This window comes from Paraburkholderia monticola (assembly GCF_001580545.1).
GTDB classification, from domain to species: domain Bacteria; phylum Pseudomonadota; class Gammaproteobacteria; order Burkholderiales; family Burkholderiaceae; genus Paraburkholderia; species Paraburkholderia monticola.
The window spans coordinates 201,355-227,593 of record NZ_LRBG01000039.1; the positions used below are offsets into that span (position 1 = coordinate 201,355).

Genomic DNA, 26,239 nt, shown 5'->3' on the forward strand with positions numbered 1-26,239 from the left:
CTCACATCATGACCGATAGCGATCTCGACCTCGTCTATACGACGCTGTGCAACACGCTGACCCTGGAAGGCGAAGCGCAGGCGTCGTTATATCTGGCGCGTCTCGCGTTGCTGTGCCTGACCGAACTCGATGACCCGCGGCGCGCGTTGTCGTTGATCGAAGCGGCGAAGCTGCCGGTTGCCGCCGCGGCCTAGCCCAGCTGTGGGGAAACGGGATTCGGTGGGCTTGCGCGGGGTTCCTGCCTGAACCCAAACGCCAGCGAACATTGCACACAGCAGTTTTTTTGCGCTGTTATGCTTGAGAACTTTCCATCGATATCGGGCCGGCCCCCGCGCTTGCGCACTGCGCAAGGCGCTTCGATCGCAAGCGGGTTACGCGGCATGTTTCACTCTTCTGAATCGCATGGAGTATCGCGATGCTACGCACGTTCACCCAACTCTGCCAGCCAGCCAACAAGGCGCTGCTAGTGGCCGCCGACGAAGGACACGCGACGCTCACCGGCAGCGGCACCTATGCGATGCCGTGGCACTGGCACGACTGCCTGATGTTCATTCTGCCGAGTCACGGCGCCGTCGAGCTTTGTCACGAAGACCGTCGCGCAGGCACGTGGGTGTCGCAGGATCGCTTCGCAGTCGTACCCCAGGGGCGCGCGCATCAGACTCGCGCCGGGTGCGCCACTCACACCCATGTTGCCCTGTACGTGACGGGTGACGCCTTGCACAAACTCGATACAGGAGTGGGCTCACTCAGCGAATTCCGACGCCGCACGCGCACGCCCGTTCTCGTGCGCCGGACCGCGGCAATCCGCTCGCTGCAAGAACTCTCGCTGCGCAACGACATGGGCCCATACGGCGGCGCGGCCACGCGCCAGGCGCTGTCGGCGGCGTTGCTGATGCAATGCATCGGGAAAGTCATCTCCGGCAAAACGGAGCCGGGGGCCTCGCCGCGCGAGCACGGCATGGCGCTCGTCGCCGATCTGAAAGCCTTCGTGACTCAACATGCCGACCAGGACATTCCGCTCGACGCCCTGGAAGAGCGCTTCGGCATTTCCCGCCGTCACATCACCCGGCTGTTCCGTGAAGGCACCGGTGTCTCGATCGGCGAATTGCAGCAGCGCACGCGCTACGAAAACGCCTGCCGGCTGCTCACCGACACGGACCTGCCGATCGGCGAAGTGGCATTCCGCGTCGGCTTTGAAAGCGGCGCGGCGCTCGCCCGCGCGATGCGCCGCATCGGCGGCCATTCGCCCTCCGAGGTGCGCTCGAAGATGGCCCGTTCGGTCAAAAGTTAAGGCCCGCTCGAACGCGCGGCGCGGCGTCGATCCCCGTAAATTGACCGGATGGAAACACATCCCCGGTCAAGCGGGGCTCACACCGCCATGTCTTCACGACACCAGGTCGAACTCGTCAGCGTTTTCGCCGCCGGTCCCGGCGGCGGCAACCCGGCGCCTATCGTCGTCGATGCCGCCGGCATGTCAGACGCCGAAATGCATGCCGTAGCACGGCGCTACGGCCACGAAAGCGGCTTCGTTCTGCCCGCCCCGCCCGGCTCCAACTGCGATTACGAATTTCGCTTCTGGGTCCCGAATCACGAGATGTCGATGTGCGGCCATGCCACCGTCGGCGCAGCGTGGTTGCTTCATCAGAGCGGGCGCGTGCATCGTGACCAGTTGACCGTCCAGACGCGCAGTGGCCAGGTCGGGATCCGCATCGCGGACTGCACGGCCGAGAGCGCCGCCGTCGAAATTTCTCAACCCGTGGGCCGCATCGAGCCACTGCCGCAGCCGCAAGCAGGCCGCGACGAGATTCTCGACGCGCTCGGCATCACCGAGGCGCAACTTGCGCCGCTGCCGATCCAGAATGCCTGCACCAGCCGCGTCAAGACGCTGATTCCGCTCGCCAGCCCCGCCGATCTCGACGCGCTTCGGCCGCGCTTCGAGAAAATCGAGGCGTTGTGCGAGAAGATCGGCTCCACCGGTCTCTACCCCTACGCAAGCTTCGACGCCAGCAGGCAAATCTTCGATGCCCGGCAGTTTCCGCGCGCCTCCGGCTATCCAGAAGACGCGGCCACGGGAATCGCGGCCTCCGCGTTGTCGTTCGGTCTGCTCGCCAATGGCATGGTGGAAGCGTCCACGCGAACCATCACGATCCGCCAGGGACGCGCGATGAAACGCCCGTCGCAAATCTCGGTGCGCTTCAGCTTCGAGGCCGGTGCCGCGTCCGGCCACCCGAACGGCTGCTGGCTCGGCGGACCGGTTCGATTCGAGACGCACGTCGGGGCGCCATCATGACGACCGATATCGCTGATCGGATCGCGCAACTGGGCATGACGCTGCCGCCCCCGCCATCGCCGCGTGGCGCTTACATGGGCGTCGTGATCCACGCCGGCATCGCCTACGTCAGCGGCCAGGTCAGCCGTGTCGGCGAGCAAATCATCGCCGGGCCAATCGATCACGGCACCTCACCCGGCCTGATCCGCGATGCCGCGCGGACCTGCGTGCTGCGTGCGCTCAGCGCGCTTGTCGCGGCGCTGCCGCCCCAGACCACGGTCGAACGTGTTCTGTTCCTGCGCGGCTTCGTCAATGCCGTGCCTGAGTTCGTGAACCACAGCAAGGTGATGGACGAAGCCTCGTCGCTGCTGCATGAAGTCTTCGGCGAAAGCGGGCGGCATGCGCGATCGGCGCTCGGCGTTGCCGGCCTGCCCGGCGGCGGACTCCTCGAAATCGAACTCACTGTCGCGCTCGCCCACGAGTCTCCGTCACGCGGACAAGAGCGCATTGGGAGCGCCGACGAAGCCGGCCCATAGCGCCACGACGCACGTCAAAACAGGACGCTGGGCCGGCGCTGAAGCCGCCTCCGTCCGCACGATCATTCACCGTGGAGGAAACCATGAATCGCCGTGAACTGCTGCAACTCGGCCTCGCGGCCGGCCCTGCTGTCCTGTTGTCCCGCTCCGTCTGGGCGGCCGACGCCGAACTGGTGGTCGGCTCCAACGTGGGCGCCCCGCCGTTCGCATTCAAGCAGGGTGACGGTTACTCGGGCTTCGACGTCGAGGTTTGGGCTGAAGTCGCCAAGGGACTGAACCGGAAATGGCGTTTGCAACCGATGGAGTTCGGCGCGCTGATCCCGGCACTTCAGACGCACAATCTCGACGTGATCGTCTCGCAGCTCTTTATCAAACCGGAGCGCCAGCAGGTGATCGATTTTTCCACGCCGTACTATAAAAGCGGCCTGATTGCGCTGACACGTATCGACAACACCACCATCCACACACCTGCCGATCTCGCTGGCAAACACATCGGCACCGAAACGGGCACGGTTGCGGTGGCGTACATCAAGGATCACATCAAGGACGCCACGCTCGAGCAATTGCCGAGTATCAACAATGCCCTGCTGGCACTGGAAGCGGGCCGCACGGATGTGGTGGTCTACGACAAGCCACAGTTGCTGTATTACGCCAACACCGCCGGGAAAAGCAAAGTCAGGGTGATCCTGCCGCCGCTGGAGGGGCTCGATGTCGGCATGGGCTTCCAGAAGGGCAGCCCGCTGGTCGCAGCGGCCAATCTTCAGCTCGCCGCCATGAAGGCCGACGGCCGCCTTCAGGCGATCAACAAGAAATGGTTCGGCGAGGGGTCGGCATGAGCTTTGACTGGGCGGCTGTCGTCGCCGCACTGCCGGACCTCCTGGAGGGTCTCAGGCTCACGCTCCTGATCGCTCTGGCCGGGCTGGCGGGAGGCATCGTGCTCGGCATCCTGGCCGGCGTGACGCTGACCTACGGCAGCCGGCTCGCAGCGGCGCCGGCGCAGGTCTATGTGGCCTTGATTCGCGGCACACCGATCGTGGTGCAGGTGATGTTCGTCTATTTCGCGCTGCCGATCATGATGAATATACGCATCAGCGCAACCAGCGCCGCCATCATCACCTTGATCGTCAATTCCGGCGCGTATAACGCGGAAGTCATCCGCGGCGCGCTCGACAGTGTGCCGGGCGGATTGCGCGAGGCCGGGCTGGCGATGGGCCTGCGCTTTCACAGTGTGCTGGCGCATGTCATCACACCCATCGCCTACCGGCGCGCGCTTCCGGCGATGGGCAACCAGTTCGTCAACCTGGTCAAGGACACCTCGATCTTTCTCGTCATCGGCGTTGGAGAACTGACCCGTCGGGGCCAGGAAATCATGGCGGAGAACTTTCGGGCGGTGGAAATCTGGACTGCGGTGGCGCTCATCTATCTGCTCGTGATCAGCTTGCTCGCGCTGAGTCTGCGAGTGCTCGAACGGAGAGTCCGTCTGCCATGAGCATGATCGAATTCAAGCAAGCCACTAAACGTTTCGGCCAGCATGTCGTCCTGCAACCCCTCGATCTCGCCATCGAACGCGGTGAAGTGGCCGTCATCGTCGGGCCTTCCGGGTCCGGCAAATCGACGATGCTCCGCTGCATCAACGGACTGGAAACCATCAGTTCCGGCGACCTGCGCGTCGATGACATCAGCGTGCTGGGTTCCAAACGCGACGTCAGGCGCATCAGGCTCGAAGCGGGCATGGTATTCCAGCAGTTCAATCTGTTTCCGCATCTGACGGCGATGCAGAACGTCATGTTCGGCCCGATCCGCGCACGCGGTCAGAGCAAGTCCGAAGCACGCGAGATCGCCGGCGCGCTGTTGCAGAAAGTGGGGCTTTCGGAGCGCATGCATCACTACCCGTCACAGCTTTCGGGCGGTCAGCAGCAACGCGTGGCGATCGCGCGGGCGCTTGCCGTCCAGCCGAAGCTGATGCTGTTCGACGAACCGACTTCGGCACTCGATCCGGAATTGCGCCAGGAAGTCCTCAAGGTCATGCAGACGCTCGCCGGCGAGGGCATGACGATGGTCGTCGTCACGCATGAAATGGGCTTCGCGCAGCGCGTGGGTTCGCGTCTGCTCTTTATGGAAGCCGGCCACGTCGTACACGACGGCAAGCCCGTGGAGATGCTGTCCACGCCGCCGGGCGAGCGCTTCCGCGAGTTTCTTCAGCATGTTCATTGATGTGCGTGCAATTCACGCTCGTACGCCATAGGAGTCTGCAGTCAACATGATTTCGTCGCACTTTGAAAACGACTACGGCTTTCGCCGGGACAGTGTCCGGCACGACAACTGGCGAGAAGCACCATGGAATGTCTGGGCCTTTCGCCATGTCCACGAGATCATCCCCACCGCGCGAATCGCTGCCACGCAGGGTCTTGCCGAAGAACCCAAAGCCAGTGCCGACGCGCTGACCGAGCATCAGTTCGTGATCCACGGTGAACGCCGTACGGTCGCGTCGATCCTGCGGCAGACCTCGACCGATGCCATCACTGTGATGCGCTCCGGACGTTTCATCGCCGATTTTCATGCGCCGCACTTTACGCTGCAAAGCCGCCATATTCTGTTTTCGGCCAGCAAATCAGTCGCGGGGCTGCTCGCCGGGATGCTCGTCGGTGACGGGCTTCTTGACCCGGACGCGCCAGTGGCGCAATACGTGCCGGAACTCGCGCGATCGGCCTTCGGCGATGCCAGCGTCAGGCACGTACTGGATATGCGGACCAGCCTCGAGTTCAACGAGGACTACCTCGATCCGAATGGTCTCTATGCGCGCTATCGGCGGGCCGGACTGCTCGATCCGCGCCGCGTAGGGGAGCCGCCGGAGACGGTGATCGACCTGCTCGCCTCGCTGCCCAAAGGCGCGGGCGAGCATGGTGGCCCGTTCCATTACTGCTCGCCGAACTCGGACGTGCTAGGCCTCGTGATCGAGCGTGCCTCCGGCCAGCGCTACGCCGATTTCGCGGCCACGCGTTTATGGCAACCGCTAGCGTTACGGCAGGACGGTTGCATCACGGTGGACATCGCCGGCACTGCCCGCTCGGGTGGAGGCCTCTGCATGAGCGTGCGCGATCTGGCGAGGATCGGCGAACTGGTGCGTCTGGGCGGGACGGTTGGCGGACGTAGGCTGATACCGGCGGACTGGATGACCGATACGCTCACGGGCGGCAGCGCGGAGGCATGGAGACAAGGAAATTTCTCGGACTGGCTACCGAACGGCAAGTACCGCAACAAGTGGTATCAGGTGGGTAATGCCAGCGGCGCGTGCTTTGCTATCGGCATTCATGGCCAGTGGCTCTATGTCGATCCACTACGCGAGACGGTAATCGCCAAATTTTCGTCGCAACCCGCTCCGACCAACGACGAAGTCAAGCTCCTGAATCTCGCACTGTTCGAAGCGATTGCGGCGATGGGGTGAAGTAGGTCAGTCCGTTGCAGCAGTTGGCATAGCGCGCACGTCGACCAGCGCCGGTTCCTTCCTACCGTTCGTCCACAGATGGCCGCGAGTGTGTACTGGCGCGCCTGAGCGACGTTTTTGACGCGGGGCGTGCGCTAACGACCGATGAGGCCGCTCACATATTCGGATAGTTCGGGCCGCCACCGCCTTCCGGCGTGACCCACACGATGTTCTGCGTCGGGTCCTTGATATCGCAAGTCTTGCAGTGCACGCAGTTCTGCGCGTTGATGACGAGCCGCTCGTTGCCTTCGTCGTTCTTCACGAACTCGTACACGCCGGCCGGGCAATAACGCGACTCCGGTCCCGCATAGGTCTGCCAGTTCACGTTGACCGGCACGGTCGGATCTTTCAGCGTCAGGTGCGCCGGCTGATTTTCCTCGTGATTCGTGTTCGAGATGAACACCGAAGAAAGCCGATCGAACGTCAGCTTGCCGTCCGGCTTCGGATACGTGATCGGCTTGCATTGCGAAGCCGGCTTCAGCATCTCGTGATCGGAATGCTGATGATGCAGCGTCCACGGCACATTGCCGCCGAGCAGCTTCTGCTCGAGACCGACCATCAGCGTGCCGAGGTAGAGACCCTTGCTCATCCACTGCTTGAAGTTACGGGCGCGATACAGCTCGGTATGTAGCCACGAAGTCTTGAAGCTCTCGGGATAAGCGGTGAGTTCATCGCTGGTGCGTCCTGCCTGCACGGCGTCGAACGCGGCGTCGGCCGCGAGCATGCCGGTCTTGATCGCCGCATGCGAACCCTTGATGCGCGACGCATTCAGGAAGCCCGCATCGTCACCCACCAGCGCACCGCCCGGGAACACCAGCTTCGGCAACGACAGCAGGCCGCCGGCGGTGATCGCGCGCGCGCCGTACGACACACGCTTGCCGCCTTCGAGAATCGCGCGGATCGCCGGGTGCGTCTTGTAGCGCTGGAATTCCTCGAACGGCGACAGATACGGATTCGAATAGCCGAGGCCGACCACGAAGCCCACCACGACCTGGTTGTTGTCCATGTGATAGAGGAACGAGCCGCCGTACGTGTCGTTCTCGAGCGGCCAGCCGGCCGTGTGCATGACCAGACCCGGCTTGTGCTTCGCCGGATCGATCTCCCACAGCTCCTTGATGCCGATGCCGTAGACCTGCGGATCGACGCGGTCACGCAGCTTGAACCGCTCGTTCAACTGACGGCCGAGGTGGCCCCGCGCGCCTTCGCAGAACAGCGTGTATTTCGCGTGCAGTTCCATGCCGAGCTGGAAGTTCTCGGTCGGCTCGCCGTCCTTGCCGATGCCGAGGTTGCCGGTCGCGACGCCCTTGACCGAGCCGTCCTCGTGGTAGAGCACTTCGGCCGCCGGAAAGCCCGGGAAAATCTCGACGCCGAGCGCCTCGGCCTGCTGACCCAGCCAGCGCGTCACGTTTGCGAGGCTGATCACGTAGTTGCCGTGATTCTTGAAATTGTCCGGTAACGCCCAGGTCGGCACGCTCTTCGAGCCGGTTTCGGTCAGGAACAGGAAGCGGTCTTCGGTCACGTCGACCGTCAGCGGCGCGCCTTTTTCCTTCCAGTCCGGGATCAGCTCGGTCAGCGCGCGGGGGTCCATCACCGCGCCCGACAGGATATGCGCCCCAATCTCCGAGCCTTTTTCGAGTACGCACACGCCAAGCTCGACGCCCTTTTCCGCGGCGCGCTGCTTCAGGCGAATCGCCGCCGACAGGCCCGCAGGGCCGCCGCCGACGATCACGACGTCGTACTCCATCGACTCGCGTGCGACGACGATCTGATCCTCACGGATGGTCGGGATTGACACTGCGCCGGTCTCCAATGTTTTTGAATAGATGAGAAACAGTAAGCTCGCCTCGTCTCGGCCAGCATTCAGCCCTGCAACGCAAGCGAACCCGGCGCGCTGGGTGAATTCGGCATGCGCGCTGAGTCCAGCGTCGGACACCTCGCTTGCGGAGGGAATACGGACCACGAACCGTCGTCGTGGCGGAAGAAAAAAATCGATAATTCGCCGCTCGCGCGCTGCGACGCCACGCACACATAGCGCCACCGGCTCGCCCGCGAGTGACTGAAATGCGTCACGCGCGCCCGCACGCCCGAGTCGGGCCCAAGCCACTTTTCCACCAGACGGCGTAACGATGTTTGCCGGGTATTCACCGCCCCTCCTCTCGCGCAAGCTGACACGGATGCGAACCGCGACGATCTTCGGCCGAAGGTCTCGGACCCCGGCTGAATTGCGATCGCCTCGTCACTTCGAGCCATCACGGTAAGGCAATGCCCTCGCCGGACCACCACCCCGGACGGGTAGAACCACCGTCGCGAGCACGCGGGCGACAAAACCGCACGACCTGCCATCCGGACGCACAAGGTTTTCCCTGGCCCACCTGTTGCGGGTGGTTGCCCGCCTGCCCGTGCCCCTTACCGTGGCGCTTCAAAGTCCGTTTCACCGGCCGCGACAACGAAGCCCACCGTGAACGGATCGACAGGAGACAACCCATGACCGCTTCACCCGATTTCCAGGCAAAGTCCGCGTGGACGATGACCGTGATGTTGACGGGACTCGCCCTCATCAATTTCCTGGACAAGATCGTGCTCGGTCTGGTCGCTGTGCCGTTGACGGCTGAACTGCATCTGTCGCCGGAACAGTTCGGGCTGGTCGCTGGCAGCTTCTTCTGGCTCTTTTCCATTTCGACGGTCCTCGTGGGCTTCCTGTCCAACCGCTTTCCGACCCGCTGGTTATTGCTGGCGATGGGTCTGAGCTGGGCGGTGCTCCAGTTGCCGCAGGCCATGGCGACGAGCGCACTGGGGCTTCTCATCTGCCGCGTGATGCTGGGTGCCGCCGAGGGTCCAGCGTTTCCGGTCTCCGTGCATGCGTTGTACAAGTGGTTCCCGGACCGCAAACGCAATCTGCCGGTCGCCATCATCAACCAGGGGGCGGCCGTCGGCATGTTGCTGGCGGGCCTGCTGATTCCGCTCGTCACGAGACAGTGGGGATGGCGCATGAATTTCCTGCTGCTAGGCGCGATAGGCGCGACCTGGAGCGTTCTGTGGGCGTGCTTGGGACGCGAAGGAAGCCTGACGCACCAGCAGGCGGCAGCGTTCGCGCGAACCGAGACGCCACGGCTCCCCTACCGGCGAATCGTCACGGACCGGTCGGTGCTCTCGGTGTTCGCACTCGGATTCACGGCTTACTGGACGTTGGGCCTGAGCCTGACGTGGATACCCAGCTACTTCGAAAAGGGGCTCGGCTTTACCGGTGTCGAAGCGGGCCGTTGCTTCGCCGTCGTGGTCGCCACCGCGACGCCGGTCAACGTGGGCCTGAGCTGGTTATCGCAGTGCCTGCTCGGACGCGGGGCGAACACACGCAAGGCGCGTGTTCATCTGATCTGTCTGTCGGCGGTGGCGGGCGCGCTGTTGTATATCGCCCTGATGCTGCTTCACTTGCCGCCGCAGCAGAAAGTAGGGCTGCTCGCGCTTGCATGCGCGCTGCCGACTTTGAGTTTCACGCTGGCTCCCGCGCTGCTCGCTGAAATGGTCCCCGACAGCCAGCGTGGATCGCTCGTCGCGATCCACACGGCACTCGCAAGTCTTGGCGCCGCGTTCGCGCCAGCCGTGATGGGCCGAATCCTCGGGGCCTATGGCGGCGGTAGCCATGCCTATGAACTCGGCTTCATGGTCAGCGCCGTGCTGCTGATCGCGGCCTCTCTCGCCGCCCTGCGCTGGCTGCATCCAGACCGTTCGCGCAAGACACTCAATCATTTTTCTACGCAGGCCGCGGCTTGATGACCGCTCGCCAATCGAGCGGCGATAAGGGCAACGGCCGCCGTCCGGACGCAATCCCTTCCTGAACAGAGACGCAATGATCAGAACTGGCAACGACGCTCACAACACGACGAGCGCGGCAGAGTATGACTACATCGTGGTGGGCGCAGGCTCCGCCGGCTGCGCGGTGGCCGCCAGACTCGCCGAGGACCGGTCGGCCACGGTAGCGCTGCTCGAGGCGGGCCCGCACGACCACCATATGAGCGTGTGGGTGCCGATCGGACTTGCATCGACTGTGCAAAAGGCCGGCCCGCGCAACTATGCGTACTACACGGAACGCCAGACGGGCCTTGGCGGACGCCCCTCCTATCAGCCGCGAGGACGCGGACTGGGTGGCAGTTCTTCGATCAATGGCATGGTCTATATTCGCGGACATCGCAACGACTACGACGAATGGGCGAGCCTTGGTTGCACGGGCTGGGGCTACGACGACGTGCTGCCCTATTTCCGCCGCAGCGAATGCAACCAACGCCACGCCGGACGCACCGACGACCGGTGGCATGGGGGCGATGGTCCGCTCCACGTCAGCGATCTTCGTACGCCCAACCCGTTCTCCCATCGTTTCGTGGAAGCCGCCCTGCAAGCCGGATTGCCACTGAACACGGACTTCAATGGCGAGGAGCAGGAAGGCGCGGGCCTGTATCAGGTGACGCAGTTCAATGGCGAACGCTGGAATGCCGCGCGTGCCTATCTGCATGGCGGCAATGCAAAAGATCCGCACCTGAATGGAGGTCGTCCGAACCTCGTTGTGCGTACGGATACCCAGGTATTGCGTCTTGTCATCGAGGGCAAACGCGCGCACGGCGTCAGAGTCGTACGTGCCGGTGTCGAGCAAACGCTGCGGGCCCGGCGCGAAATCGTACTCAGTTGTGGCGCGTTCAATTCGCCGCAGTTGCTGATGGCATCGGGCATCGGTCCGGGCGAACATCTGCGCGGCCACGGTATCGGGGTCGTACAGGATCTGCCCGGGGTTGGCGAAAACCTGCAGGACCATCTCGACGTGATCGTCAACAAACAGGTCAGGTCTCGTGATCTTTACGGCTATTCGGCGGGCGGCCTGCTGCGGCTCGCTACCGGCATGTTGCGATATCGGCGCGATCGGACCGGCATGGTCAGCTCCAATTTTGCGGAGGCAGGCGCCTTCGTGAAGAGCCGCCCCGAACTGGCCATCCCCGATGTGCAGCTAGCCTTCGTTCTCGCGCTACTCGGCAATCGCAATGTGGCCAAACGCAGCAAGCTCGGACACGGCTATTCCTGCCACGCCTATATCCTGCGTCCCCAGAGCCGCGGTCACGTGCGTCTGCGCAGCGCGGACATGCGCGACACGCCGTCGATCGACCCGCGCTTTCTGTCAGTGGAGGCCGACATGGACGCCCTGGTTGCCGGTGTCAGGATCGTCCGACGGATCTTTGCGCAGCCGGCGCTGGCCGAAGCGGGAGGCAAAGAAATGCTGACGGACGATTTCGGACCTGGCGATTCCAACGAGGAAGCGATCCGCGCATTCGTGCGCAGCCACGCCGACAGCGTCTATCACCCGGCCGGCACGTGCAAGATGGGGATCGATGCAATGGCCGTAGTCGATCCGAGCCTGCGCGTGCGTGGCATTGCAGGCCTGCGGGTGGCCGATGCGTCGATCATGCCGACTTTGATCGGCGGCAACACCAACGCGCCCGCCATCATGATCGGTGAGAAAGCCGCCGATCTGATCCGCGCTGACAATCGCTAGCTCGTTGCGCCGCGTGCACAAAATCTGGCAAACGCAATATGCGTCCGCCTGTGAAACCGCCCCAACCGCGGCGCACCCCGCGTACCGCGACCTATACGGGCCAAGACAAATGGAGAGATGACATGCAAGCAACAGAGATCGCGGCCGATTCGACGGTGGCGCACCCAGACTCCGACGCCTGGCCATTCGCCGTCGAACGCTATACGCCCACGATCGGCGCGGAGATTCGAGGCGTCGATCTGCGCGATCCGCTCGATGACGAGACCTACGCCGCGCTGCGCCGCGCACTGTTGAGGTTCAAGGTGCTGTTCTTCCGCGACCAGGACATCAGCCCGGCCCAGCATATCGCCGTGGCAAAACGATTCGGTGAACTGGAGATTCATCCTGCGTTTCCGCGTCATCCCGAGCATCCCGAGCTGGTGATACTCGGGCGCAACGATACGAAACGGGGCCGCGAGAATCTATACCATTCCGACGTATCCTGGCGCGAGATCCCGTCGATGGGCTCCATGTTGCGATGCGTGCAATGCCCGGAGGTGGGTGGCGACACCATCTGGATCAACATGGCGGCGGCCTACGACAATCTGCCCATCGATGTGAAGGCGCGCATCGCCGGACTCAAGGCGGTTCACGACTTCCTGCCGCTATTCGGCATAGCCGTTCCTGAAGACCAGCACGCGGCGATGCGCGCGAAGTATCCGCCCGTCGAACATCCGGTCGTGCGAGTCCACCCCGAAACCGGCGAGAAGATCCTCTACGTCAACGAGGCGTTTACCACGCACCTGTCGAACTACGGCCAGTTGACCGCTCAGCAATATCGCATCGGCTTCGACTACAAGCTCGCCGAGATGGACCTGCTGCAGTACCTGTTCCGCCAGGCCCAGGCACCGGAATATCAGGTTCGCCTGAAGTGGCGTCCCAACACGATCGCCTTCTGGGACAACCGCTCGTGCCAGCACTACGCGGTGCAGGATTACTTTCCGGCTCCGCGCCACATGATGCGTGCGACCGTGATCGGCGATCGTCCGCTCGCGGGCTGAGTTCGATGCGCACCGAAGAATCCGAGGAAACGAAATGAAAACGCTGAACACCTTCTACATCGGTGGCCAATGGGTCGAGCCGTCGGCAGCCAGCACGCAGGCGGACATCGTCAATCCGGCCACCGGGAGGCTGACCGGACGACTGACGATGGGCACCACCGAAGACGCGGACCGTGCCGTCGCGGCCGCGCGGGCTGCATTTCCGGCGTGGTCGGAATCGAGCCGCGCCGAGCGGGTCGCGTTGCTCGAACGGATCATCGAAGGCTACCGGGCACGCCTGGACGATATCGCTGAAGCGGTCCGCATCGAGATCGGCGCGCCGATCACACTGTGCAAGCAACTGCAGGCAGCGATCGGACTCGCCCAGCTTCAGGCTGCGCTCGACACGCTGCGCCACTTCGAGTTCGAAACCCAGTACGACAAGAGCTACGTGCGCCGCGAAGCAATCGGCGTCGCGGCATTGATCACGCCGTGGAACTGGCCGTTGAACCAGATCGCCGCCAAGGTCGCGCCGGCACTCGCCGCAGGTTGCACGATCGTGCTGAAGCCTTCCGAGATCGCGCCGCTCGATGCTGTCATCTTTGGGGAAATCGTGCACGAAGCGGGCGCGCCGCCCGGCGTGTTCAACATGCTCTTCGGCGACGGGCCCGTGGTTGGCGCGCGCCTGTCGTCGCATCCCGAAGTGGACATGGTGTCGATCACCGGATCGACGCGTGCAGGCGTCGAAGTCGCGATCAGCGCCGCGCCCACGGTCAAGCGCGTGGCGCAGGAGCTCGGCGGCAAGTCGCCGCTGCTGATTCTGGATGACGCCGACCTGCGCGCGGCGGTGACGAGCGGCGTGGCCCAGTGCATGGTCAATTCCGGACAGACCTGTGTCGCTCCGACCCGCATGCTGGTGCCGCGCGAACGCTACGACGACGCCATTGCGATCGCCGCGGCGGTCGCCAATGGAATCGTGGTTGGCGATCCGGCGGACCCGGCCACGAAAATGGGCCCGATCTCCAATCGCGCGCAATACGACAAAGTGCAGCAGATGATCCGCGCCGGTATCGAGGAAGGTGCGCGGGTGGTCGCGGGTGGCCTGGGCAGGCCCGACGGACTCACGCAAGGTTTCTACGCCCGCCCTACCGTCTTCGCGGATGTGCGGAACGACATGAAGATCGCGCGCGAGGAAATCTTCGGACCGGTGCTCGTGATGATCCCATACGACGGCGAAGAACAGGCCATTGCGATAGCCAATGACACGGAATACGGCCTCGCAGCCTACATCGCCACGAGCGACACCGGGCGTGCGCGCCGGGTGGCCGCGCGTCTGCGGGCGGGGTCGGTACGAATCAACGGGGCGATGCTGGACATTACGGTCCCGTTCGGCGGCTACAAGACGTCGGGTAACGGACGCGAGTATGGTCGCGAAGGCCTGGCCGAGTTTCTGGAATGCAAATCGGTGACCGGCTGACGGGTTGAACAAAGGGCCTGCTCACGAATCGTGAGCAGGCCCCAGTGCATTTGCGGCAACGCTTGAACTGCCTTTTTACAACGTCGATAACGTCAACGCGTTGGTCACCGAGGTCACTCCCTCGACGCCTTCAGCAGCCTGAGTCGCCAGACCGACTTGCGACTGTTCGGGTACCGTTCCTTCCAGCGTCACCGCTCCGTTATGCGCGCGCACCGTGATGGTGGTGGCCCTGAGCCCTTTCGTCCTGCTCAACGCGCGCACCACGCTTTTCTGCAGCGCGCGGTCGGCGGCCTTGCCGGCTTTCGCATCCGACGCATACGGCCGCGCGGAGGCGGCGTCCGCCCCGCTGCTCTGCGCGTAGGCGTCGAGCGACGCCAGAACGAGCAGCGCCCCGCCCATCAGCCTGAAAACCTTGCCTCGATTCATTGATGTATTCCCCTTGTCATGTTGGACCGTTCAACCAGCGTCGACGCCGCCACGCGGCGTCTTGCCGATCACGCTTATGGTCGTCAGAAGCGATGCGTCATACCAAGCACCGCGAGAATCTGCTTCGAACCACTCGCGACACCTGTTACCCCAGGCCAGCTCATGTTCGCGCTGCCGTTGTTCTTCAGATAGCCGGCCCGCATGTAAAGGCTCGTACGCTTGGACAGACTATGGTCGACACCCACCTGGATCCCGGGCGTGTTGTCGTGAACGCCTCGCACATCCCGAGCGATGCCGGCGATCGCGATCACGTCCGCCGGCGTGGCCTGAATCGTCGCGCCCAGTTCCATGATGCTGTACGAGTGGACCAACGAAGCAAGCGGCAACCGGACCGCGGGTGTGATGGCGACCACCGCGCCAGGCGGCGGATCCTTCGGTCGGTTATACGAGTAGTTGAACTGAAAATTAACGATACCAACGCGGTAAGCGAGAGCGCCCGAAAAGTGCTCCGTTGCCATCAGATCGAAGCTGGTCAGCAAGGTCGGCGCGGTGGGTACGAGCGGCGCGGTCTCCTGCGCGCCATGCTGATACTGATAGCCGACGCCCGCGTAGAAGCCGTAGCCCGAATAGTTGGCCGCCACGTCGAGCATCGCGCCGGAGCGAACCGGCACGGGTTGGGTCACGGTGGCAGGCAGCCCGTACATGGCGTAGACGTGTATGCCTCTCATATCGGGCGACGTGTACACGATCGAATTGCTGGTGCGCCCGGATACGTACTGTGTGGCCAGCGTCGAGCGGTCGGTTGCGCCGGCGAGGTCCGCTGCCGCCAGGGGTGACAGCACCTCGTTGCCGCGGAACGGGTCGGTGAAATAGACGGCCCAGAAACTCGGCTGATACTGACGGCCGAAAGTGAGCGATCCATAGGTGTCGTGCCTCAGTCCTACCCACGACTGCCGGTAGAACATCGCCGTCGTGTCTGCAAAAAACGCTCCGTTATTGATGTTGTAGCCGTTTTCAAGGGTGAACACCGCTTTCAGACCGTTGCCAAGGTCTTCGACCCCTTTCAGGCCGAACAGCGAACCGGTTGACCCGCCGCTTCGTAGGGAATACGAATGATTTCCGCCGTTGTCCAGGTACTGGACAAACGTGTCCGCCACCCCGTATAGCGTCACGCTCGACTGCGCGGCCGCCCCCCCGGCGGCCAGTATCAACGTTGCCCCACAAATGCCCTGACTCATGAAACGCATGCATGTCTCCTCTTTGTGATTGACGTGTCCGACGGACACGGGTCAAGCCAACTCATGCAGATGCACACCGGAACGACGCCCGGCCCATAACCGTGCCGGTCGTTGCGGGCTCATATTGCAGGGACGTCCAGGCAGATCACCTACCCGAACAGAGGGGGGACGGGAATACCCCGAGCGATGAGCCGCACAGCGGCGCCCTGCACGCCCCCCCGACGCAGGGGGCGGATGGAGTTGCTCGTTCCAATAGGCTCGGTGATATCGAGCACTAACGATCAATCACTCACGAGCACTCAACGGCGGGCGCGCGAGCGCATCGCCCACGCGAAATCCAGACCATGAATCATTACGACGCGCCACTACGGGACATGAAATTCGTCATCAACGAACTGGCGAATCTGGAGGCGATCGCCTCATTGCCGGGCTACGAGGACGCCAGCATCGAAACGGTCGACGCGATCCTCACCCAGGCAGCGAAATTTTCCAGCGAGGTCATCGCGCCGATCAATCAGGCAGGCGACATGCAGGGGTGCGGTCTCATCGAGAATCACGTCAGCACGCCAGCGGGTGTGCAGGACGCGTATCGCGAGTTCGTCGCGGGGGGATGGAACGGCTTACGGTTTGCGCAGGAATATGGCGGGCAAGGTTTGCCTTCGCTCGTCGCCGGCCCCGTGTTCGAAATGATCGCGGCTGCCAACATGGGCTTCTCGCTATGCCCGATGCTCACGAGCGGCGCAATCGAAGCGCTCTTTCTGTGCGGCTCGGACAGCCAGAAAGAGACTTACCTTCGTCCGCTGATCGAGGGCCGCTGGACCGGCACGATGAATCTGACCGAGCCACAGGCCGGCTCCGATCTCGGCGCCGTGCGCACGCGCGCGGTCCCCGACGGCGAATGCTTTCGGCTGTTCGGGCAGAAGATTTTCATTACCCACGGCGAGCACGATCTTGCGGAAAACATCGTGCATCTCGTACTGGCGCGGCTGCCCGGGGCGCCCGAAGGCATCAAAGGGATTTCGCTATTTCTCGTGCCGAAGTTCCTGGTGAATGCCGACGGCTCGCTCGGCGCACGCAACGACGTGCGCTGCGTAGCGCTCGAACACAAGCTCGGCATTCACTCGAGCCCGACCGCCGTCATGGCGTATGGCGATCGTGACGGAGCAGCCGGTTACCTGGTCGGCGAAGCCAATCGCGGCATCGAATACATGTTCATCATGATGAACGAAGCCCGCTACGCGGTAGGCCTGCAAGGCGTGGGCATCGGCGAGCGCGCGTATCAGCAGGCCCTCAGCTATGCGCGCGAGCGCATCCAGAGCAAGGACGCCGCCATGCCCCGGGGCGACGCTGTGCCGATCATCCGGCATCCCGATGTGCGTCGCATGCTGATGACCATGAAGGCGCTGACCGAAGCCAATCGGGCTCTCGCCTATGTGATCGCGGCCGCGAATGACGAGGCGCATCGTTCGCCGGACCCGGAAACACGCACACGCTCGCGCGCGTTCGTCGAATTCATGACGCCGGTCAACAAGGGCTGGGCCACCGAGGCTGCGATCGAAGTCACCCACCTGGCGGTTCAGATTCACGGCGGAATGGGCTTCATCGAGGAGACCGGTGTCGCGCAACACCTGCGCGATGCGCGGATCACGACGCTCTACGAAGGCACGACCGGGATTCAGGCGAACGACCTGGTTGGCCGCAAGACCGCACGCGACGGCGGCGCAGCAGCGCGAGCCGTGGCCGCCGCGATGCGGGCGGACATCGACGAACTCGCGCGCCACGACGACCCGCACGCGATGACGATATGCCAACGCCTTCAGCACGCCGTCAATGCGTTCGAGGCCTGCGTCGACTGGATCGTCGCAACCTATACGCACGACCCGAAAACCGTGCTGGCCGGCGCGGTGCCCTTTCTCAAACTGACCGGGCTGGTCTGCGGCGGATGGCAGATGGCGCGCGCAGCGGCTGTCGCATTGCGCCGCCTGAATGACGGCGACAGTGACGCGCGCTTCCTGCGCGAGAAGCTCAACACGGCGCGCTTCTATTCCGACCAACTGCTCGCTCAGGTGGACGGGCTGCGCGCGATCGTGATCGACGGCGCAACAGCCGTTCTGGATTTCGACGAGAGCCCGGCCTGATTGCCCATCCATCAATCGATACATTGCTTTCCGCAAGCGAGATACCTATGTCTGCCATCCCATTGAATACCTCGGCGCGGCGCCTCGTGCATACCCGCCGTGTCGAGTGCAGGGGCTTCGAGCGCGCCGACGGTCTGTTCGACATCGAAGGCCGCATGCGCGACACGAAGGCCGACGACGCCGATCTGCTCTTCAAGACCGTGCCCGCCGGTTCGCCGATTCACGACATGCGCATCATCGTCACGATCGATGAGAAGCTCATGATCCATCGCATCGACGCCTATAGCGACGCCGCGCCGAGCCGCTTCTGTGCGGAAATCAATCATGCGTATCGCAGTCTCGAGGGCTTGAGCATCGGCGCGGGCTTCATGAAGGAGGTCAAGCACCGGCTGAGCGGGTCGAAAGGCTGCACGCATCTGAGCGAACTGCTCGGGCCCATCGCCACGACGGCGATCCAGACCTTGATGGGCTGGCGCAAGGTCACGGCCGCCCCGAGCGAGGCCAATGGAGCAGCACACGCCGCTCCACCCCATCCAATGACCGACACCTGCCACGCATGGCGCGCGGACGGCGAGGTCGTGCAATTCGCAGCGCGGCGCAAACACGAATCGACGCAAGCCGAAGCGCGCACTGCCGATGCAAAGTGCGCTGCGGAGCGCAGCTAATCCGGAAAGAAACTCCCCCTGCGAGCCCTGAAAACACGACGTATGCTGCGCTACAATATGCCGATTATCATTTCGTCCTTTGGCCCTCGCGGACGAGACGCGAAGCCGAAGCGCGCAAGGCGCAGCTCACGATGCCGCAGAAATCCCCACCCGCGGACCCGCGCCGCTCCCAACGCGGCACCGCAGAATCCCGAGCTGATCCACGTTTGATTCCACCACGCAATCCTGCCCGCGTCGTTGCGCGAGAACGTCTGCTGACCCAGTTGCTCGATGCGCGGCGCAAGCGTTGTGTCGTGCTCCAGGGGCCCGCCGGCTGCGGCAAGACGAGCCTGCTGATCGCGTGGCGCGAAGCCCTGCTTTCGCTCGGCTTCGATATCGCGTGGCTCACGCTCGCAGCGGAAGACAACGAACTCACGCACTTTCTCGACTACCTCGTCGCGAGCCTCAGCCAGGTCGATCCGGCCATGTGCCATGAAGCGACGCTGCTAGGCGGCCGTGGCATGGACGACGAAGCGGTCGAACGCACGATCATCGCCCTCGTGCGCGGCATCGCCACCCATTCGAACGACGTCGTGCTGGTGCTCGACGACCTGCATCACGTCACCAACGCGCGCAATCACGAAGCCTTGCAATGGCTGCTCGATTACGCTCCGGACAATCTTCATCTCGTGCTGGTCTCGCGTGCCACGCTGCCGCTCTCGCTCGGACGTCCGCGCGACCAGGGCCTCGTGCTGGAACTGGACATGCGCGATCTGCGCTTCACGGGCGCCGAATCCGAAGCGTTTCTCAAGGCCCAGTTGGGCGAGATCAGCCAGCGCGACGCACGCCACATGCACGAACTGACCGACGGCTGGGTAGCGGGACTGCAACTCTTCGCGATGCGCCTGAAACGCAAGAAGCAAGGCGCGACGGATCCCTCATCCGCCGAGCCACCCGCGAATGCCCAGCTTCTGGATGCACGCGGTTTTGCCGCCTATTTCGAGCGTGAAGTGCTGTCGCGCCTCGCGCCTTCCGAGGTGGAACTGCTGGTCCGCATGGCGAGCTGCACGCGCGTGTGCGCATCGTTGTGCGTCGCCCTGACCGGCGCCGGCCAGTCTCCCGCCGAGGTACACGCGTTACTGACGAGACTCGAAAGCGACAACCTGTTCATCGCACCCATCGAAAGCTCAGGGAGCGAAACATGGTATCGGCTGAACCCGCTCTTTCGCGAGGCGCTGCTCGAGCGCTTTCGCGCGCGCGGCGAACTGCATCAGCGCGAGGTGCATCTGGCCGCGTGGGCGTGGTTTCGCGACCACGAGCAGCCTGACGATGCCGTACGGCACGCATTGCTCGCGGGCGAATCGGCCGCGGCGGCCGACCTCGTCCTGCGCGTCGCGCGCACGATGCAGATCAGAGGCGACCTGCGCAAGCTGGTGGGGCTGATACGCCTGCTGCCGCTTGCCGAAGTGCAGGCGCGTATCGGCCTGCGGCTGTGGATGGTGCATCTGCAACTGTACGCGCGCGAATTCGACGCCTGTGCCGAGGCCATTGCGCGTTTGCAAGCCGATATCCCGGACAGCGATACGCATTCGCGCTATCGCCTGATCCTTCTGAGAGCCGCCCTCGCCTTGCAGCGCGACGACCCCGACCAGGCAATGGCGGAGTTGCCGCAGATGCTGCAAATCCCGGCTCACGCCGACACCCTCGCCGTGGGCGGCCGCAACAATCTGCTCTCGTGGATTTACATGCGACGCGGCGAATACGAAGAGGCGCGGCGCGTGCAGAGCGAGGCGCCGCAACTTCTCGTGGACGGCATGCCGCTCGCGGGCACCTCGGCGGGGATGCTGAACGGCCGCTGCATTGCCGGGTTCAGCTATGCGCTGGAGGGCAAGTTCATCCAGGTCGAGCGCATCAGCCGCGACGTTCTGTTCGAGGCCGATCAGCTCGGCAGCGCCGCCGCCGAAGCAGCCTGCTTCGCCGCGGCGCTGCTCGGTGAAGTGCTGTACGAATTCAATCACCTCGAGGCCGCGCGCAAGCTGCTGGAAGACCGCGTAGACGTACTCGAACGTGTGTCCATTCCAGACTCGGTGTTACGGGTGTTAACCGTGCTTTCAGCGGTGCATTGGACAGCGGGTCATCACCTCGATGCGTTCGCCTACCTCGAGCGACTCGAAGAGTACGCGACGCAATACGGTTTGCAACGGCTGATCGCTCATAGCCTGGCCGCGCAAATCAATCGCCATCTGTTGAGCGGTCAGTTCGACTCGGCGGAAGCGAGCCTCGCGCGACTCGACATGATCGCGGCGCGGGTCCCCGTGCCCCCCGCCGTGACCGCACCGGGCACCGCCGCGGAAGTTCACGCGATGGCCGAGGGCGCGCGCATCAACTGGTGTATCGCGCAGGAAGATTTCGACGGCGCCGCGTTCCGTCTCGAAGCGCTGATTCCCTTCTGCGAGGCACGGGGCTGGCAACGGCACGTTGCGCACTTCCAGATGCAGGCCGCCGTGGTCGATGCGCGGCGCGGCCGGACCGACGCCGCGCGGGCAGCGGTGCTCGCCGCGTTGCGCCGGGGCCATCGGCTGGGTCTGGTGCGCAGCCTGCTCGACGCCGATCCCGGCGCGCTGGATCTGATCGTCACCGTGGTAAACAGCGAGGCGCACGATCCGGTCTTGTCCTTCTACGTGAATCGGCTACAGGCCGCGCAGATGGCGACTTCGGCACTGCACGCACAGCCGTCGGCGAAAACCGGCAAGCGCAGCGCGCCGCCCACTGGCGCCGAGACCTTGAGCGAGCGCGAGGCCCGGGTTGTCGGTCTGCTCGCGCAGACCTTGCCGAACAAGAAAATTGCCCGCACGCTCGGCATCTCGCCCGAGACGGTCAAGTGGCATCTGAAGAACATCTACGGCAAGCTCGGCGTGACGAGCCGCGACGAAGCCGTGGCCCGCGTGCGCGACCTCGAACTGGGTACGCCGCCCGTTGCCGGCGACGAAGCAGGCTGACGCAACCGCGTTTCGCACGCACTGCTACGCTCCTTGCGCTCACGCCACCCGGCTCGGGTGGTTCGCTACGGCGTACGAGCCACTATCCTACGAATGAAGGGGTCGCGCGCAATCGTCGACGACAGGCACACCTCATAAAACAACGCCGGTGCGCACCCTGGCGCGCACTGAAGCTCAGGAGACAAGCGTAATGACTACGCTCATGGCTAGTGAATCCACGGTAGCCCCTTACCGTCCCGTACGCTTTCCGGAACGGCGGCCGATCGTCGAGCGCCGCGCCGACGGCACGCTGACGCTCAGTTCGTCCAGCCCGCCCCCTGACATCGCGCAGAACAGCTTCGCGGATTTCATTCCCGAATGGGCCGAGCGCCAGGGCGATAGTCCGGCGTTCCGCGAGCGCGATCAGAACGGCGCGTGGCGTTCGATCAGCTGGCGCGAACTGTGGCAGCAAGTGCAAACGGTTGCGGCTCACCTGCTTGAAATGGGCCTCGGCCAGCAGCGGCCGCTCGTGCTGCTCTCGGGCAACTCGATCGAGCAGGCCGTGGTGCTGCTCGCGGCCGAGTACGTCGGCATCCCCGCCGCACCGGTGTCCCCTGCCTATTCCACGCTGAGCAAGAGCTTCGCGCGCCTCAAAGGCGTGCTCGAACTGGTGCCGCCAGCCGCCGTGTTCGTGCAGGACGCGACGCAGCTCGAACGCGCGCTCACAATCGCCGAACTGGCCACCGCGCCAGTGATCGCGGTCCGCAACGTCCAGCCCGCACAACACGCGTGGGCCGATCTTATTGCCGCCGATCTGACACCGGCCCGCGTGGCCACGGTGGCGGCGGCGCACGCGACGATTCGCAAGGATCACACCGCACGCATCCTCTTCACGTCGGGTTCGACCGGAACGCCCAAAGGCGTGCCGCTCTCCTATGGCAACTTCAAGGCGGTCGCCGCGTACTACGCCGACAACCTCGGCTGGATGCGCGAAACGCAGCCGGTATTCCTCGACTGGCTGCCGTGGCATCACGGCCTCGGCGGCGTGCTGAACATCGGGCGCTCGATCCAGTTCGGCGCGACCCACCATATCGACGACGGACGGCCGTTGCCTGGCATGATCGAGCGCACCGTGCGCAACCTGCGCGAAGTCTCACCGACGGTTTTCACGAGCGTTCCTTCGGCCTGGGCGGTGCTGGCGCAGGAGCTGGAACGAGATCCGGTGCTGGCCCGGAGCCTCTTCGCCGACGTGCAGTATTTCGGCTACGGCGGCGCGAGTCTGCCGACGGACGTATGGCATCGCATCCAGCGCGTAGCCGTCGACACGATCGGCCAGCGCATCGTCTTTTCGACGGGCCTCGCCTGCACCGAGACGAGCGGCATGGGCACCTACTGCGGGTGGCCCTCGAACGACCTCGGCAACATCGGCGGCCCGGTGCCGGGCTCGGAGGTGAAGCTCGTCCCGCTTGAAGGCGGCGACGGCCGCTACGAGATTCGCATGCGTGGCGCGAACGTATTCGGCGGCTACATCGGCAACTCGACGCTCACCGCCGCCGCGTTCGACGACGAAGGCTACTTCCGGCTGGGCGACGCGGTACGCCTCGCCAATCCCGACGATCCGGCCCAGGGGCTGCTCTTCGCCGGCCGGGTGGTCGAAGACTTCAAGCTGATGAACGGTACGTGGGTTCGCACCGGCGCCGTGCGGCTCGGTCTGCTCGATCAATGCGCGCCACTCATTTCCGACGCCGTGATCTGCGGCCACGACCATGACTATCTCGCCGCACTCGCGTGGCCGAACGTTGCCGCCTGCCGGCGTCTCGCGCCCGAGCTCGCCGAGCTTGACGCGGCTGCGCTAGCCGGGCATCCCATCGTCGTCGCCGCGCTGTGCGAACGCCTTGCCGCCCACCTGGGCGGTGGCGCGAGCCGCACCATCGAACGTCTGATGCTGATGGCAGAGCCGCCTTCGATCGACGCCAATGAGATCGCCGAAAAGGGCTACGTGAATCAGGCCGTCACGCGCGCGCGCCGTGCCCATCTGATCGAGCAGCTCTACCACAGCGAACCGGCAGCGCATATCGCCCGCGCGCGATAACGCCATTTCAGAACTCACGTCGCATTCATTTTCAGGAACTTAGTTATGCAGATTACACGTACTGTCTTTCGTGACGATCATGAAATGCTGCGCACCACGGCGCGGCGTTTCCTGGAACGGGAATGCACCCCAAAACAGACGGAATGGGACAAGGCCGGCCGGGTCGATCGCGAAACGTGGCTCAAGGCTGGCCGCGAAGGTCTGCTATGCCTCACGTTGCCCACCGAATACGGCGGCGGCGGCGGCGACTTCGGCCACGCGGCGGTACTCAATGAGGAAATCAATCGCGCCGGCCTGAGCGGCCTCGGCTTCGGCGTGCACTCGGACATCATTGCGCCGTATATCGCGCGCATCGGCAGCGAAGAGCAAAAGCAGCAATGGCTGCCGAAGGCGTGCAGCGGCGAATCCATCCTGGCGATCGGCATGACCGAGCCCGGCACCGGCAGCGATCTGAAGGCAATCCGCACCACCGCGTTGCGCGACGGCGACGAGTACGTCATCAACGGCAGCAAGACCTTCATCAGCAACGGCCTGAATGCCGACCTGATCATCGTCGTCTGCAAGACCGACCCCAGCGCGGGTGCCAAAGGCGTCAGCCTGATCGTCGTCGAAGCGACCCGCGAGGGATTCCGCCGCGGCCGCAAGCTCGACAAGGTCGGCATGCATTCGCAGGACACGGCCGAGCTGTTCTTCGACAACGTCCGCGTGCCGGTGAGCAACCGTCTCGGTGAAGAGGGCAAGGGATTCGCCTATCTGATGGGCGAGTTGCCGCAGGAGCGTCTCTCGATCGCCATCGGCGCCGCCGCAAAACTGGAAGCCTGTCTCGAACACACGATCAACTACGTGAAGGACCGCCGCGCCTTCAATCAGACCGTGTGGGACTTCCAGAACACCAAATTCAAGCTCGCCGACATCAAGGCGCAAGCCACCGCCGTGCGGCTGTTGGTCGACCACTACCTCGCCGAGCACGTGCGCCGGCGTCTGACGCTGGAAGAAGCGGCAATCGCCAAGCTGTTCGCGACGGAATCGCTCGGCAAGGCGCTTGACGACATGGTGCAGTTGCACGGCGGCTACGGCTACATGCTGGAGTATCCGGTGGCCCGCGCGTTCGCCGATGCACGCGTCAACCGCATCTATGGCGGCACCAGCGAGGTCATGCGCGACCTCATCTCCCGCAAGCTGTAATTCGAACATCCCATACCAAGGAGCAGTGATATGACTCGTAACGTGTTCGTCGCCGGTGTCGGCATGATTCCATTCAAGAAGCCGGGCACCAGCGCCCCCTACGATGTAATGGGCGCGGGCGCCGTGCGCGAAGCGCTGGCCGACGCAGGCATCGATTACGCCGACGTGCAGCAAGCCTACGCGGGCTATGTCTACGGAGATTCGACCTGCGGTCAGAAGGCGCTGTATCACGTCGGCATGACGGGGATTCCCGTCATCAACGTGAACAACAACTGCGCGACCGGTTCGTCGGCGCTCTTTCTCGCGCGCCAGGCAGTGCAAAGCGGCGTGGTCGATTGCGCGCTGGCGGTGGGCTTCGAATTCATGCAACCCGGCGCGTTGTCCTCGAAGTGGAGCGATCGTGCGCCGGCGCTCGAACGTGCGCTGAATCTGGTCAACGAGTTGGTGGACCGCACCGATCTGCCGGGCGCGATTCGCCAGTTCAGCGGCGCGGGCCGCGCCCACATGGAAAAGTACGGCACGAAGCTCGAGACGTTCGCGAAGATTCGCGCGAAGGCGAGCCAGCACGCGGCGCGCAATCCGCTCGCCGTGTTTCGCACCGTCGTGAGCCCGGAAGAAGTGCTGGCCTCGCCGATGATCTGGGAAGGCGTGCTCACGCGCCTGATGGCATGCCCGCCGACTTGCGGCGCCGCTGCCGCGATCGTGGTCTCTGAAGAATTCGCGCGCAGGCGCGGCCTGCGCACCGACGTGATGATTGCCGGCCAGTCCCTGACCACCGATCAGCCCAGCACCTACGACACGCGCGACATGATTCGCGTGGTCGGCTTCGACATGACGCGCGCCGGCGCGAAGCTCGCGTACGAGCAGGCCGGTGTCGGCCCGGAAGACATCGACGTGATCGAACTGCACGACTGCTTCGCGCAGAACGAACTGCTGACCTACGAGGGCCTCGGCCTGTGCGCGGAAGGCGAAGCGGAAAAACTCGTCAACGACGGCGACAACACGTATGGCGGCAAGTGGGTGGTCAACCCGTCGGGCGGCCTGCTTTCGAAGGGACATCCGCTTGGCGCCACCGGTCTCGCGCAATGCTACGAGCTGACGCATCAGTTGCGCGGCACGGCGGAGCAACGCCAGGTCGAAGGTGCGAAGGTCGCGCTCGCCCACAACCTGGGGCTCGGCGGCGCGTGCGTGACCACGGTGTACAAGGCCGCCTGATG

General features: G+C 64.1%; 21 protein-coding genes. 18 read left to right on the forward strand and 3 right to left on the reverse strand.

Annotated elements, in window-relative coordinates; all coding sequences use genetic code 11:
- Positions 1-8: 8 nt before the first annotated feature.
- The 8 genes from CI15_RS32015 (at position 9) to CI15_RS32050 (ending at position 6,250) form a co-directional block, all read left to right on the forward strand.
- Positions 9-194, forward strand: a complete 186-nt coding sequence (locus tag CI15_RS32015; protein ID WP_062136807.1) for a hypothetical protein — start codon at positions 9-11, stop codon at positions 192-194.
- A 221-nt stretch (positions 195-415) separates the two neighbouring features.
- Positions 416-1,291, forward strand: coding sequence for a helix-turn-helix domain-containing protein (locus CI15_RS32020; RefSeq protein WP_062136810.1), 876 nt, complete (start codon positions 416-418; stop codon positions 1,289-1,291).
- An 87-nt stretch (positions 1,292-1,378) separates the two neighbouring features.
- Positions 1,379-2,290 (forward strand): PhzF family phenazine biosynthesis protein, encoded by a 912-nt coding sequence (locus CI15_RS32025; protein ID WP_062136813.1) that lies wholly within the window; start codon positions 1,379-1,381, stop codon positions 2,288-2,290.
- Positions 2,291-2,325: 35 nt separating this feature from the next.
- Entirely contained in the window at positions 2,326-2,805 is a 480-nt protein-coding gene (locus CI15_RS32030; protein WP_420915891.1) for a RidA family protein, read from the forward strand.
- Between the two features lie 83 nt (positions 2,806-2,888).
- Complete coding sequence (locus CI15_RS32035) at positions 2,889-3,641, forward strand: transporter substrate-binding domain-containing protein (protein ID WP_063910607.1); 753 nt, start codon at positions 2,889-2,891, stop codon at positions 3,639-3,641.
- Complete coding sequence (gene glnP, locus CI15_RS32040; protein WP_062136819.1) at positions 3,638-4,294, forward strand: glutamine ABC transporter permease GlnP; 657 nt, start codon at positions 3,638-3,640, stop codon at positions 4,292-4,294. The genes CI15_RS32035 and glnP overlap by 4 nt, the downstream gene beginning before the upstream one ends.
- Positions 4,291-5,019 carry a glutamine ABC transporter ATP-binding protein GlnQ gene (gene glnQ, locus CI15_RS32045; RefSeq protein ID WP_075643815.1) on the forward strand — a complete coding sequence of 243 codons (729 nt, stop codon included), beginning with the start codon at positions 4,291-4,293 and terminating at the stop codon, positions 5,017-5,019. Before glnP ends, glnQ begins: the two co-directional genes overlap by 4 nt.
- A 46-nt stretch (positions 5,020-5,065) precedes the next feature.
- Positions 5,066-6,250, forward strand: coding sequence for a serine hydrolase domain-containing protein (locus CI15_RS32050; RefSeq protein WP_062136822.1), 1,185 nt, complete (start codon positions 5,066-5,068; stop codon positions 6,248-6,250).
- 154 nt (positions 6,251-6,404) lie between these two features.
- On the opposite strand, the gene CI15_RS32055 is transcribed toward CI15_RS32050, so the two are convergent.
- Positions 6,405-8,033 (reverse strand): electron transfer flavoprotein-ubiquinone oxidoreductase, encoded by a 1,629-nt coding sequence (locus tag CI15_RS32055; RefSeq protein ID WP_062138343.1) that lies wholly within the window; start codon positions 8,031-8,033, stop codon positions 6,405-6,407.
- Positions 8,034-8,773: 740 nt separating this feature from the next.
- Between CI15_RS32055 and CI15_RS32060 the strand changes: the two genes are divergently transcribed.
- The 4 genes from CI15_RS32060 to CI15_RS32075 all read left to right on the forward strand — a co-directional run bounded on the left by CI15_RS32060 (position 8,774) and on the right by CI15_RS32075 (position 14,321).
- Complete coding sequence (locus CI15_RS32060) at positions 8,774-10,060, forward strand: MFS transporter (protein ID WP_062136825.1); 1,287 nt, start codon at positions 8,774-8,776, stop codon at positions 10,058-10,060.
- A 76-nt stretch (positions 10,061-10,136) separates the two neighbouring features.
- The gene (locus CI15_RS32065) at positions 10,137-11,825 is read left to right on the forward strand and encodes a GMC family oxidoreductase (RefSeq protein ID WP_062136828.1); all 1,689 of its coding nucleotides are present in this window, start codon (positions 10,137-10,139) and stop codon (positions 11,823-11,825) included.
- 122 nt (positions 11,826-11,947) lie between these two features.
- On the forward strand, positions 11,948-12,865 hold the full coding sequence (locus tag CI15_RS32070; RefSeq protein WP_062136830.1) for a TauD/TfdA dioxygenase family protein: 918 nt from the start codon (positions 11,948-11,950) through the stop codon (positions 12,863-12,865).
- Positions 12,866-12,899: 34 nt separating this feature from the next.
- Positions 12,900-14,321 (forward strand): aldehyde dehydrogenase family protein, encoded by a 1,422-nt coding sequence (locus CI15_RS32075; protein WP_062136833.1) that lies wholly within the window; start codon positions 12,900-12,902, stop codon positions 14,319-14,321.
- A 75-nt stretch (positions 14,322-14,396) separates the two neighbouring features.
- On the opposite strand, the gene CI15_RS32080 is transcribed toward CI15_RS32075, so the two are convergent.
- Together CI15_RS32080 and CI15_RS32085 are read right to left on the reverse strand one after the other, a co-directional pair.
- Positions 14,397-14,747: a BON domain-containing protein gene (locus CI15_RS32080; RefSeq protein ID WP_062136836.1), complete on the reverse strand. Its 351-nt coding sequence runs from the start codon at positions 14,745-14,747 to the stop codon at positions 14,397-14,399.
- 83 nt (positions 14,748-14,830) lie between these two features.
- Complete coding sequence (locus tag CI15_RS32085; protein WP_062136839.1) at positions 14,831-15,994, reverse strand: porin; 1,164 nt, start codon at positions 15,992-15,994, stop codon at positions 14,831-14,833.
- Between the two features lie 335 nt (positions 15,995-16,329).
- Between CI15_RS32085 and CI15_RS32090 the strand changes: the two genes are divergently transcribed.
- From CI15_RS32090 to CI15_RS32115, 6 genes are all read left to right on the forward strand, one after another.
- On the forward strand, positions 16,330-18,123 hold the full coding sequence (locus CI15_RS32090; protein ID WP_062136842.1) for an acyl-CoA dehydrogenase: 1,794 nt from the start codon (positions 16,330-16,332) through the stop codon (positions 18,121-18,123).
- A gap of 47 nt (positions 18,124-18,170) precedes the next feature.
- Positions 18,171-18,788: a DUF2889 domain-containing protein gene (locus CI15_RS32095; protein ID WP_062136845.1), complete on the forward strand. Its 618-nt coding sequence runs from the start codon at positions 18,171-18,173 to the stop codon at positions 18,786-18,788.
- 131 nt (positions 18,789-18,919) lie between these two features.
- A complete protein-coding gene (locus CI15_RS32100) occupies positions 18,920-21,766 on the forward strand; it encodes a winged helix-turn-helix domain-containing protein (protein WP_062136849.1) in 2,847 nt (948 codons plus the stop codon).
- Between the two features lie 190 nt (positions 21,767-21,956).
- Complete coding sequence (locus tag CI15_RS32105; RefSeq protein WP_062136853.1) at positions 21,957-23,837, forward strand: feruloyl-CoA synthase; 1,881 nt, start codon at positions 21,957-21,959, stop codon at positions 23,835-23,837.
- A gap of 45 nt (positions 23,838-23,882) precedes the next feature.
- Positions 23,883-25,022, forward strand: coding sequence for an acyl-CoA dehydrogenase family protein (locus CI15_RS32110; RefSeq protein ID WP_062136856.1), 1,140 nt, complete (start codon positions 23,883-23,885; stop codon positions 25,020-25,022).
- 30 nt (positions 25,023-25,052) lie between these two features.
- Positions 25,053-26,237 (forward strand): lipid-transfer protein, encoded by a 1,185-nt coding sequence (locus CI15_RS32115; RefSeq protein WP_062136859.1) that lies wholly within the window; start codon positions 25,053-25,055, stop codon positions 26,235-26,237.
- Positions 26,238-26,239: the final 2 nt, after the last annotated feature.